The sequence below is a fragment of the Sporichthyaceae bacterium genome (assembly GCA_036269075.1).
Classification (GTDB): Bacteria; Actinomycetota; Actinomycetes; order Sporichthyales; family Sporichthyaceae; genus DASQPJ01.
Window position 1 is genome coordinate 1 of sequence record DATASX010000060.1, and the last position, 11,197, is coordinate 11,197.

The window sequence follows — 11,197 nt, forward strand, 5'->3', positions numbered from 1 at the left end:
ACGGACCGACAGATCTTGAGAATCTGGCGCTGCTCTGCAGTCACCACCACGACACCATTCACCACCAGGGCTGGCAGATCGTGATGGCCGCCGACGGCCGGCCGGACTTGATCCCACCACCCTGGATCGACTCGCAGCGAAGACCCAGGCGCAACAGGCACTGGGAAGTCCAGGCCGCACTGCACTTGAGCTGACTGTCAGTCGCGGTTGAAGTCGGCCACCTGCCAGTTCGAGCCGTCCCGCCAGACCAGGCGCGAGCCGGCCGCGAAGACCTGCGCGGTGCCGGGCGCATCAGCCAGGTGGACCAACTGATTGTCGTGCCGGTCGAAAGCCCATTCGCCGTCGACGCTGTTGCCCGTGGACGTCACGAACCCGAGGAAGTCCGACTTGAGGACCAGGCCGCCGGGCGGGCTTTGCGAGCCGCAGTCGATCGTGGTCGTGGTCCCGTCGGCCTGACGCAGCGTCACGTTCGTTGCGGTGTTCCAGGCGAGATCGTTGCCGGAGGCGACCAGCCCGCGCACGTCGGTGTCCGCGACGGTTGTGACGACGGTGTCCGCGCCGCTGCTCAGGCTGCGGCGGTGGATCGTGGTCCCGGCGGAGGTGGCGACGGTGTAGAACGCGTTGCCGTCGGAGAGGGCGACGTTGCTGTCGGGAATGGTCTCCCGACGGATCGGCCCGGTCGCCTGCACGTCGCGGGAGTAGATCGGCACCGGCGCGGTGGTGGAGGCCGACTTCGGATCGCGCCAGTACACGCGACCGCCCGCGAAGCCGATGCCGTCGACTGCGAACGGTTCGAACACGTCCGAGGTGGCGACCACCCGGGTCGTGCGGGCCTTGCGGTCGTACGCGAGCACTGCGTACCCCGGCTTGTCCTGGGCCGGGGTCTCCAGCCACACCACGGTGTCGGCGTCGCCCGCGGCCCAGATCGCCTGGCGGGGGAGTGCGCTGTCGTGACCCGGTACCTGGACGGTCGCACCGTGCGGGTCGACGATCTCGAGCTTGGACTGCGAGGTGTGCAACTCCGCGTCCGGCGTCGGCGACGACTGCTGCACCTCGACCATGACCAGGCCTCCGTCGGGCAGCACGGCAAGAACTCCGGCCGTTCCGCCGGGCCGGTCGACCGGGACAGCGGACGGTTCGGCGAGGCCGCGAGACTGGTTCAACGAAGCTGCGTCGGTCAGCGTGAGCGGGCCGCCCCGCGTGGGCGAGGCGGACGGTGTCGGCAGTGGCCCGGCGCTCGCCGGCGCTGTCGTGGCCGGCATCGCAGCGTGCGAACCGCACCCGCCGACGGCCAGGGCCAGGAAGGCGACCGGGACGCTCAGGTGTCGGCCCATGGTGGTACCCCTCGGCTCGGTTGCCCAAGCTTGCGACACGAACCGGATGTGCCGGTCATCGAGGGTCGGGCGCACGAGACTGATGTGGTGCAAGTTTCCGGCGTGACGATCCCGAGCGTGCGCCCCGCAGCGCGTCCGGCAGACGTTCCGCCGATCGCCGTGGCGAACGTGCCGCAGGCGCAACGGATCAGCGTCGGGGCTGCACTGCGGGCCCTGGACCGGCCCCTGACCTCCTACTACCTGGTGCTGATCGCCAGCCTGCTCCTGGTCGCGCTGGGCACCGTGATGGTGTTCTCGGCCTCCAGCGTGGAGGCCCTGCGCCACCAGGGTTCGGTGTTCGCCATCGCCCGCAAGCAGGTCATCTGGGTGGCGCTCGGACTGCCGCTGATGTGGCTGACGGCACGCACGCCGGCCCGGGTGTTCCGGCGCCTGGCGTTCCCGTCGTTGGTGGTCGTGCTGATGCTGTTGTGCGCCGTGCTGGTCATCGGCCGCCGCGTCAACGGAAACCGCAACTGGATCCATTTGTTCGGCCCGTTCGAGATCCAGCCGTCCGAGGCGGCCAAGCTGGCACTGGTCGTGTTCGGCGCCCACGTGCTCGCCCGCAAGCAGAAATGGCTGACCCGGCCGATGCACCTGTGCGTGCCACTGCTGCCGGTGGCTGCGGTGGTCATCGGTCTGGTCGTGGTGGGCCACGACCTCGGTACCTCGATCGTGCTGCTCGCGATCCTGGTCGCACTGCTGTTCTTCGTCGGCACCCCGATGCGGTACTTCACCACGCTCGGTTCCGGTGTGCTCGCAATGGTGCTCATGCTGATCGCCACCGACCCGAACCGGATGCGCCGGGTCGGCTCGTTCCTGCACCCGTTCGCGACGTACGAAGGCGCCGGTTGGCAGGGCGCGCAGAGCATCTTCGGGCTGTCCTCCGGTGGGCTCACCGGGGTCGGGCTGGGGGCCAGCCGCGAGAAGTGGGGCTACCTGCCCGAGGCGCACACCGACTTCATCTACGCGATCATCGGCGAGGAGCTCGGCCTGATCGGCGCGCTCGGCGTGCTGATCCTTTTCGGTGCCCTGATCTTCGCCGGCTTCCGGATTGCGGCCCGCAGTCGCGACATGTTCACCACGCTGGCCGCGGCCTCGATCACCACCTGGATCGCGGTGCAGGCCCTGGTCAACATGGGTGCGGTGCTCGGTGTCCTGCCGATCACCGGGATCCCGCTGCCGCTGGTCTCCTACGGCGGTTCGGCCTTGCTGCCGACGTTGTGCGCGCTCGGGATGCTGTTGTCGTTCGCCCGATCGGAGCCCGGCGCGGCCGCGGCGCTGGCTGCCCGGAAGGCCAAGTTCGGGCACAGCCCGATGGAACGTCTGCGGGTCCGCCGCGGCCGGAGGACGCCGAGTCGTCGCGGTCGATTCGGCCGGCGCTCGCCCGCGTGACCGGACACGCGATTGAGCCGAGCGGTGCCCGGACTAGCGAGCTTGCGAGCCTGTTCGGTGCACCCGAGGCGATTGAAGCGTCTTGACCGGAGGGATCATAGGCGGCATGCACGTCGTCCTGGCCGCCGGTGGTACGGCGGGTCACATCGAACCCGCCCTGGCACTGGCCGACGCGCTCCGTCGCCGCGACCCCGGGATCGGCATCACCGTGCTCGGCACGGCGACCGGGATGGAGAACACCCTGGTCCCGGCCCGCGGCTACCCGGTCGCCCACGTGCCGCGGGTCCCCCTGCCGCGCAAACCGAGCGCCGACCTGCTGCGGCTGCCGCCCCGGGTGATCGGGGCCTACCGGACCGCCAAGGACGTGCTGCGCGAACTGAAGGCCGACGCCCTGGTCGGCTTCGGCGGTTACGTCTGCGTGCCCGCCTACCTGGCGGCGCGCTCGGCGGGGCTGCCGATCGTCGTCCACGAGGCCAACACCCCGGCCGGGATCGCCAACCGCATCGGGGCCCGGTTGACGGACTTCGTCGCGACCACGGCCCGGGCCGACGACCTGCCCCACGGGCGGGTCATCGGGCTGCCGCTGCGGCGCAGCATCGCGACCCTGGACCGTCCGGCGACCCGCGCCGCGGCGGCCGCCCACTTCGGGCTGCAACCGGACCTGCCGACCCTGCTGATCTTCGGCGGTTCGCAGGGCGCCCGCAGTCTGAACACGGCCGGCGGCGCGGCCGCCGCTGGGTTGAGCGAGGCCGGGATCCAGGTGCTGCACGCGGTCGGGCGCGACAACTGGGCGAGCCGGGGTTCACTGTTCCCGACGGTCGGACCGAGCGAGCCGAATGAGGACGCAGCCACGGTGACCGTCCCGTTCGTCGAAGGTGCTGCGCCTTACGTGATCGTGCCCTACCTGGAACGGATGGACCTGGCGTACGCCGCCGCCGACGTCGCCCTGTGCCGCAGCGGCGCGATGACCTGCGCCGAACTCGCGGCGGTCGGGCTACCGGCCTGGTACGTCCCGCTGCCGATCGGCAACGGCGAGCAGCGCCGCAACGCCCTGCCGCTGGTGGAGGCCGGCGGTGGTGGGATCGTCGAGGACGCCGCGCTGGACGCGGCGTGGATGATGGCGAACCTGGTCCCGTTGCTGAAGGATCCGGACCGGGTCGCAGCGATGAGCCAGGCCGCGGCCACGCACGGTCGTCGCGACGCCGACGAGGGACTTGCGGACTTGCTGATGGAAGCGGTTGCGGCGAAGGGTCGGCCATCGTGAGCGAGCTTGCGAGCGAACCGATGGCTACATCGTGAGCGATCCGGCGAGCGATCCGATGGCTACACCGTGAGCGATCCGGCGAGCGATCCGATCGGCGCAGTGTGAGCGAGCAACGTGAGCTCGCGATGACGGCGGCCGAGGTCCCCGCTGCCGACAAGCTGGGCCGGGTCCACTTCGTCGGCATCGGCGGCGCCGGCATGTCCGGCATCGCCCGCATCCTGTTGGCCCGCGGGGTCTCCGTCTCCGGCAGCGACGCGAAGGACTCAACCGCGCTGGCGGCGCTGCGGGCGCTCGGCGCGACCGTCCACGTCGGGCACGACGCCGAGCACCTCGGTCGGGCCGACACCGTGGTGGTCTCCACCGCGATCCGGCCGACCAACCCGGAGTACACCGCGGCCCGCGAGGCGGGCCTGCGGATGCTGCCCCGCGCGGCGGCGCTGGCATCGGTGATGGCCGGGCGCCGCGCGGTCGCCGTGGCCGGCACCCACGGCAAGACCACGACGACCTCGATGCTGACTGTCGCGCTGCAGCACTGCGGGGCGGACCCGTCCTTCGCGATCGGCGGCAGCCTCAACGAGTCCGGCGCCAACGCCCACGACGGCAGTGGCGACGTGTTCGTGGCCGAGGCCGACGAGAGCGACGGGTCGTTCCTGCTCTACACGCCGCACGCGGCGATCGTGACCAATGTCGAGGCCGACCACCTCGATCATTACGGCACCGGTGCGGCCGTCGAGCAGGCGTTCGTGGACTTCGCCGCGCGGGTCGAGCCCGGCGGCTTCCTGGTCCTCTGCGCCGACGACCCCGGCGCTCGTCGGCTCGGCACGATCGCCGTGGCCAACGGCATCGACGTCCGGACCTACGGCCGTAGCGACGACGCCGACATGCGCCTGGAGGGCCTGGCCGTGCGGGCCGGTGGATACGAGTTCGAGCCGGTCGCCAACGGCCGCCGCCTCGGGCCGGTCCAGCTCCAGGTGCCCGGCGCGCACAACGCGCTGAACGCCGCGGCCGCGCTGTCGGTCGGGCTCGGCCTCGGCTTCCCGGCCGGCGAACTGCGCGAGGGCCTGGCCGGGTTCACCGGCACCCGGCGCCGGTTCGAGCTGAAGGGCCTCGTCTCCGGCGTCCGTGTCTACGACGACTACGCCCACCACCCGACCGAACTCGAGGCCGTCCTGCGTGCGGCTCGCGAGGTCGTGGGCGAGGGGAAGGGCCGGCTGATCGCCGCCTTCCAGCCACATCGGTACTCGCGCACTGCGGCGTTCGCCAGGGAGATGGGCATGGCGCTGGGCTTGGCCGACCGGGTGGTGGTGATGGACGTGTACGCAGCGGGCGAGGACGCGATCCCGGGTGTCACCGGGGCCTCGGTGGCCGCGGCGGTGCCGCTGCCGTCCGGAGACGTGGCCTTCGAACCGTCCTGGACGCAGGTCGCGGCTCGGCTGGTCGACGCCGCCGAGCCCGGCGACCTCGTGCTCACCCTCGGCGCGGGCGACATCACGATGATCGGCCCCGAGGTCCTCAACCTCTTGGGGGAGAAGGCATGAGCCCGCGCTCGGTCACCGCGGCACGGCCGTCGACGCCGGCCGCGGCGGTGGCCGCCACCGCCCGCGCGGCAGCAGCGGCCAAGGCGCGCCGGCGTACCAGGTGGCTGCGGTTCGGGCTGGTCCTGCTGGTCCTGGCGGCGCTGGGCGCGATCGTCTGGGCGGCTTGCTTCTCGTCGTTGCTCGCGGTGCGCAGCATCAAGGTGGTCGGCACGGAACGCGTCGACCCGGCTGAGGTGCTGCGGGTCGCCCACGTGCCGACCGGTGGTTCGGAGATCCTGCTGGACACCAACGCCCCGGCGGCCCGGGTGCGGGAACTGCCGGCGGTCGCCGCGGTGCACCTGGAACGGCAGTTGTTGCACACGGTGCGGATCGTCGTCACCGAGCGCACGCCGGCGATGGTGCTGGAGACCCCGGCCGGCAAGCGCCTGGTCGACGCCACCGGCGTGGTCTTCGCCAACGAGGACGGCAATCACCCCGACCTGCCGGTCGTCCGCACCTCCCTGTCCGACCTGCCGGCCGGCACGCTGACCGCGATCACGGGCATGCTCGCGGCCTTGCCCGCGACCGTCCGGCCCGACGTCTCGGTGATCCGGGCGGACTCCCCGGACGACATGTCGGTGGAGCTGACCGACGGCCGGGTGATCATCTGGGGCGACTCGAGCCGGCCGGTGCTCAAGGCCCACGTGCTGACGATCCTGCTGGGGCGCAACGGGCGGACGTACGACGTCAGCTCACCTGAGGCCCCGGCGATCGCCAAGCCTTGAAACCGGTTTCTGACGGCGCGTCAACTGGAGTTGATCCGGCAGTACCGCGACACGCGCCCGATGTCCTTCGTTCCGATCGATCCCGGCCCTAATTTCTGCAGTGTCGACAGGTTGACATAACTCTAAACCTCTACTTGAGGATGAGGGTCTGTCGCCGAGGCACTGAGACTACGACCGCGAACGAGAGGCAGCCGGCCGTGCCAGCTCCGCAGAACTACCTCGCAGTGATCAAGGTTGTCGGCATCGGCGGCGGCGGCGTCAACGCCATCAACCGCATGATCGAGGTCGGGCTCAAGGGTGTGGAGTTCATCGCGATCAACACTGACGCGCAGGCGCTGCTGATGAGCGACGCCGACGTCAAGTTGGACGTGGGCCGCGAACTCACCCGCGGTCTGGGCGCCGGGGCCAACCCGGAGGTGGGCCGTAAGGCCGCCGAGGACCACCGCGACGAGATCGAAGAGGTGCTCCGCGGTGCGGACATGGTCTTCGTAACCGCCGGCGAGGGCGGTGGCACCGGCACCGGCGGTGCTCCGGTCGTCGCGAACATCGCCCGCTCGCTGGGGGCGCTGACGATCGGCGTGGTCACCCGTCCGTTCAACTTCGAGGGTCGCCGCCGGGCCGGTCAGGCCGAGGACGGCATCCAGCGCCTGCGCGAGGAGGTCGACACCCTCATCGTGATCCCGAACGACCGACTGCTGTCGATCTCCGACATGCAGGTCAGCGTCCTGGATGCGTTCAAGTCCGCCGACCAGGTGCTGCTGTCCGGCGTCCAGGGCATCACCGACCTGATCACCACCCCGGGCCTGATCAACCTCGACTTCGCCGACGTGAAGTCGGTGATGTCCGGGGCCGGCTCGGCGCTCATGGGTATCGGCTCGGCCCGCGGCGACAACCGCGCGATCGAGGCCGCCGAGGCGGCGATCTCCTCGCCGCTGCTGGAGTCCTCCATCGAGGGCGCCCGTGGCGTGCTGCTGTCGATCTCCGGCGGGTCGAACCTCGGCCTGTTCGAGATCAACCACGCCGCCCAACTGGTCGCCGAGGTTGCGCACCCCGAGGCGAACATCATCTTCGGCGCGGTGATCGACGACGCGCTCGGCGACGAGGCCCGGGTCACCGTGATCGCGGCCGGGTTCGACGCGGCCGTGCCGCCCGAGTTCGCCGACCACTACAAGCGGCGCCAGGAACAGACGCAGTCCGAGTCGATGGAGGCGGCCGAGCCGGTCGCCGACCGCGCCCCGATGCCCGCCCCGCGCGAGCACGAGCGCCCCGCCGAGCGGGCGCAGCGTGAGCCGGACCGGGCTCCGTACCGGGAGCCGGAGCGGGTCATGCGCCGAGAGGGCGTCCGGGTCGAGGCCGGTCGGGGCGTTCCGACCCGTCGTCCCGTCGAGGGCAAGGACGACCTGGACGTCCCGGACTTCATGCGCTGAGCCGTTCGCGGCCGGGTATCGGGCAAAGTGTGCTCATGCTCCCGCTGCTGACCCCCGCCTGCCCGACCGGCGTGCGGGCGGTGTTCACGACCCGGGCCGGTGGGGCGAGCCTCCCGCCGTACGCGGAGCTGAATCTCGGTGATCACGTGGGCGACGGCCCGGGCACGGTTCGCGAGAACCGGGCCCGGGTCGCTGCCGCGCTCGGCCTGGCTGCCGACCGGCTGGTGTTCGCCGAGCAGGTCCACGGCGTCTGTGTGGCGCTGCTCGACGGCTCGGTCGCAGTGCCGCCGATCGCCGACGCGCTGGTCACGCGGACCTTCGACCTGGCCCTGGTGGTCATGGTCGCGGACTGCGTCCCGGTCCTGCTGGCCGATCCGGAGGCCGCGGTGGTGGCCTGCGCGCATGCCGGCCGGAAGGGCGTCGCGGCCGGCGTGGTGCCCGCTGCGGTGCAGGCGATGCTCGACTGTGGCGCCCGACCTGAGGCGATCACCGGCTGGCTGGGCCCGGCCATCGACGGCTGCTGCTACGCCGTGCCCGCCGACATGGCGGCCGAGGTGGCCGACGCTGCGCCGGGCACCGTCACCTACGGCGGACGTACCCGAACGGGTGAGTTCGGGCTGGACCTGCGCGACGGTGTGACTGCGCAGTTGGCTGCTCTGGGCGTGGAGCGGGTGATGCGGGTCGGTGGTTGCGCCAACGACGACCCCGACTTCTTCTCCTACCGTCGCGACGGCACCACCGGGCGCTTCGCGGGCCTGGTGTGGCTGACCGGAGCGAAGGACGCGCGATCATGAACACAGCGGAGCACCGGTCCTGAGCCCCGACCGGATGGCGGAACTCGCGGCCAACTTTGCACAAGTGCAGGCCCGCATCGCCGCGGCCGCCACGTCGTGCGGCCGCGATCCGGAAGAGATCACCCTGATCGCGGTCACCAAGACGTGGCCTGCCTCGGACGTCGCCCGGCTGTCCGAGCTGGGCATCGTCGACTTCGCCGAGAACCGCGAGGCCGAGACCGCGGCCAAGGTTGCCGAGTGCGCCGCGGCCGGGCTGTCCGGCCTGGTGTGGCACTTCGTCGGCCAGGTGCAGACGAACAAGGCCCGCTCGGTCGCCGAGCACGTCGACGTGGTGCAGTCGGTGGACCGGGAGCGTCTGGTCGACGCCCTGGTCGCGGCCTGCGAACGGGCCGGCCGCAGCATCGACGTGCTTGTCCAGGTCGACCTGGACCCGGCCGCGGCAGAAGCCGGGTTCCGTAGCCGCGGGGGTGCGCTGCCGGAGTCGGTACCGGGTTTGTGTGCCGCTGTCGCGGTCGCTCCGGGCCTGCGCCTGCGGGGGCTGATGGCCGTTGCTCCGTTGGGGGAGGACCCCGATCCGGCGTTCGCCCGGTTGGCCCGATGCGCGGCCTCGGTGCAGGTCGCACACCCCGCCGCGGACTGGATCTCGGCGGGGATGAGCGGCGATCTGGAGGCCGCGATCGCCCACGGGGCGACACATGTGCGTGTCGGCTCCGGGTTGCTCGGTACGAGGTCAATCAGCCGATAGCGTCGCACCACTGGCAACAGGCACGGCGGCAAGTGAGCAGCCGTACCACTGCGAACATGCCGCCGGTGTCGACCACGGGAACTGAGAGGGCAGCCAACATGGGCGCAATGCACAAGATGGGCGTCTACTTGGGCCTGGTCGAGGACGACCCCGATCGCTACGCCGACTACGACGAGCCGCACCACGCGCCGGCCCAGCGTGAGCACCGCAGCATGCAGGAGCCGGTGTCCCGGCACACTGCTGTCGCCGAGCGTCGCGTCGCCTCCTCGGTGCCCTCCCAGACCGCGACAATCGACTCGTACCGGATCACTACGTTGCACCCGCGCACGTACAACGAGGCGCGCGCGATCGGCGAGGAGTTCCGGATGGGCGTACCGGTGATCATGAATCTCACCGAGATGGACGATGTGGACGCCAAGCGTCTGGTCGACTTCTCCGCGGGCCTGGTCTTCGGTTGTCACGGTTCCATCGAACGGGTGACGCAGAAAGTGTTCTTGCTCTCGCCGGCAAATGTCGATGTGACAGCCGAGGACAAGGCGCGGATCGCGCGTGGCGGATTCTTCAACCAGAGCTGAGGGGGCGCGTTTGCGCTCGCCGCAGACGCCGGGCAGGATGTCGCAGGTGGTCGGGGGAGCAGTTGAGCAGCGCATTCGCGCTGCTCAGCGGCATGTCCGGGGTCCGGCGAGCGCGGCCGGTGCCGCGTCGAGTAGTCGGAGAGCTGCGGCGTGAGTCCAGTCGGGGAGATCCTCTACTACCTGCTGACCATCTTCATGCTGTTGCTTGTGGCGCGGATGGTCATGGACTACGTGTTCATGTTCGCGCGGTCCTATCAGCCCAAGGGGCCAGCGGTAGTGGCGCTCGAAGTGCTCTACTCGTCAACCGATCCGCCGTTGAAGTTCTTGCGGCGGTTCATCCCCCCGCTGCGACTCGGTGGAGTGAGCCTTGACCTGTCGTTCCTTGTGCTTTTTGTCATCGTCATTCTCGGCCGGGACGCCGCGCTACGCCTATGACCCTGTACGGTCTATTCCGAACGTCGACGATCACTCTGAGGTGACCAGATGCCGCTGACCCCCGAGGACGTGCGGAACAAGCAGTTCACGACCGTCCGTCTGCGCGAGGGCTACGACGAGGACGAGGTTGACGCCTTCCTCGACGAGGTCGAGACCGAGCTGCGCCGACTCATCCGTGAGAACGACGAACTGCGCGCCAAGCTCGCTGCTGCAACCAAGGCTGCCGCCGCGGCTCCGGCTTCCACGACTGCACCTGTGCCCGTGGTGGAGGAGAAGAAGGCCGAGTCGGTCGCGGAGGAGAAGAAGGCCGAGCCCGAGGCCGAGCCGGCCAAGGCGGTTGCCGAGCCGCCCGCCCCGGCCCCCGCTCCCGCCGAGGCGACCATCAGCAGTGGCGCAGACAGCGCCGCCCGTGTCCTGGCGCTGGCCCAGCAGACCGCCGACCAGGCGATCGCCGAGGCCCGCAGCGAGGCCAACAAGATCGTCGGAGACGCCCGCTCCAAGGCCGAGTCGATCGAGCGCGAGGCCCGTAACAAGGCCGAGGCGCTGGAGCGCGACGCCCAGGACAAGCACCGTTCGATCATCGGTGTGCTCGAGACCCAGCGGAACGCCCTCGAGGCCCAGCTCGACCAGCTGCGCCAGTTCGAGCGCGAGTACCGCAGCCGGCTCAAGTCCTTCCTCGAGGGCCAGCTGCGTCAGCTCGACTCGTCCCAGGAGAGCGAGAACCTCTCCAACGGGCCGCGGGCCGCGGCAGGCACCGGGAGCCGCGCTGCCGCCGGCGCCCCGCGCCAGCCGATGCGCGGGTTCCTGATCGACGAGGACGAGAGCTAAGCGCACAGGCAAGACCCGCAAAGGGCCCCGGTGGCGTAGCCACCGGGGCCCTTGCACGTCCC

11 protein-coding genes and 1 pseudogene are annotated in these 11,197 nt (G+C 70.8%); 11 read left to right on the top strand and 1 reads right to left on the bottom strand.

The genetic code is table 11. The features are described 5' to 3' along the window. Positions 1 to 194: hypothetical protein (locus tag VHU88_10700; GenBank protein ID HEX3612145.1), on the top strand; the 194-nt coding region annotated here is incomplete at its 5' end. 3 nt (positions 195 to 197) lie between these two features. On the opposite strand, the gene VHU88_10705 is transcribed toward VHU88_10700, so the two are convergent. After that, positions 198 to 1,334: a hypothetical protein gene (locus VHU88_10705; protein HEX3612146.1), complete on the bottom strand. Its 1,137-nt coding sequence runs from the start codon at positions 1,332 to 1,334 to the stop codon at positions 198 to 200. 102 nt (positions 1,335 to 1,436) lie between these two features. On the opposite strand from VHU88_10705, the gene ftsW reads away from it, so the two are divergent. From ftsW to VHU88_10755, 10 genes and pseudogenes are all read left to right on the top strand, one after another. Continuing rightward, positions 1,437 to 2,765 carry a putative lipid II flippase FtsW gene (gene ftsW, locus VHU88_10710; protein ID HEX3612147.1) on the top strand — a complete coding sequence of 443 codons (1,329 nt, stop codon included), beginning with the start codon at positions 1,437 to 1,439 and terminating at the stop codon, positions 2,763 to 2,765. 106 nt (positions 2,766 to 2,871) lie between these two features. Then, complete coding sequence (locus tag VHU88_10715; GenBank protein HEX3612148.1) at positions 2,872 to 4,029, top strand: UDP-N-acetylglucosamine--N-acetylmuramyl-(pentapeptide) pyrophosphoryl-undecaprenol N-acetylglucosamine transferase; 1,158 nt, start codon at positions 2,872 to 2,874, stop codon at positions 4,027 to 4,029. Between the two features lie 101 nt (positions 4,030 to 4,130). Beyond that, positions 4,131 to 5,567, top strand: a complete 1,437-nt coding sequence (gene murC / locus VHU88_10720) for a UDP-N-acetylmuramate--L-alanine ligase (GenBank protein HEX3612149.1) — start codon at positions 4,131 to 4,133, stop codon at positions 5,565 to 5,567. Beyond that, positions 5,564 to 6,331, top strand: a complete 768-nt coding sequence (locus tag VHU88_10725) for an FtsQ-type POTRA domain-containing protein (protein ID HEX3612150.1) — start codon at positions 5,564 to 5,566, stop codon at positions 6,329 to 6,331. Before murC ends, VHU88_10725 begins: the two co-directional genes overlap by 4 nt. Before the next feature lie 197 nt (positions 6,332 to 6,528). Continuing rightward, positions 6,529 to 7,758: a cell division protein FtsZ gene (ftsZ, locus tag VHU88_10730; GenBank protein HEX3612151.1), complete on the top strand. Its 1,230-nt coding sequence runs from the start codon at positions 6,529 to 6,531 to the stop codon at positions 7,756 to 7,758. A gap of 35 nt (positions 7,759 to 7,793) precedes the next feature. Beyond that, positions 7,794 to 8,552 carry a peptidoglycan editing factor PgeF gene (gene pgeF, locus VHU88_10735; protein HEX3612152.1) on the top strand — a complete coding sequence of 253 codons (759 nt, stop codon included), beginning with the start codon at positions 7,794 to 7,796 and terminating at the stop codon, positions 8,550 to 8,552. A gap of 34 nt (positions 8,553 to 8,586) precedes the next feature. Further along, positions 8,587 to 9,297, top strand: coding sequence for a YggS family pyridoxal phosphate-dependent enzyme (locus VHU88_10740; protein HEX3612153.1), 711 nt, complete (start codon positions 8,587 to 8,589; stop codon positions 9,295 to 9,297). A 299-nt stretch (positions 9,298 to 9,596) separates the two neighbouring features. After that, positions 9,597 to 9,872 (top strand): annotated as a pseudogene (gene sepF / locus VHU88_10745) (cell division protein SepF). A gap of 150 nt (positions 9,873 to 10,022) precedes the next feature. Continuing rightward, on the top strand, positions 10,023 to 10,307 hold the full coding sequence (locus VHU88_10750) for a YggT family protein (protein HEX3612154.1): 285 nt from the start codon (positions 10,023 to 10,025) through the stop codon (positions 10,305 to 10,307). A 48-nt stretch (positions 10,308 to 10,355) separates the two neighbouring features. Beyond that, entirely contained in the window at positions 10,356 to 11,135 is a 780-nt protein-coding gene (locus VHU88_10755; GenBank protein HEX3612155.1) for a DivIVA domain-containing protein, read from the top strand. The last annotated feature ends 62 nt before the right edge of the window (positions 11,136 to 11,197 follow it).

Excerpts from the sequence above, each read along its gene's own strand:
- VHU88_10755 (HEX3612155.1), top strand. The coding sequence starts at position 10,356 with ATGCCGCTGACCCCCGAGGACGTGCGGAACAAGCAGTTCACGACCGTC.
- VHU88_10740 (HEX3612153.1), top strand. The coding sequence starts at position 8,587 with ATGGCGGAACTCGCGGCCAACTTTGCACAAGTGCAGGCCCGCATCGCC.
- VHU88_10705 (HEX3612146.1), bottom strand. The coding sequence starts at position 1,334 with ATGGGCCGACACCTGAGCGTCCCGGTCGCCTTCCTGGCCCTGGCCGTC.
- pgeF (HEX3612152.1), top strand. The coding sequence starts at position 7,794 with ATGCTCCCGCTGCTGACCCCCGCCTGCCCGACCGGCGTGCGGGCGGTG.
- VHU88_10715 (HEX3612148.1), top strand. The coding sequence starts at position 2,872 with ATGCACGTCGTCCTGGCCGCCGGTGGTACGGCGGGTCACATCGAACCC.
- VHU88_10725 (HEX3612150.1), top strand. The coding sequence starts at position 5,564 with ATGAGCCCGCGCTCGGTCACCGCGGCACGGCCGTCGACGCCGGCCGCG.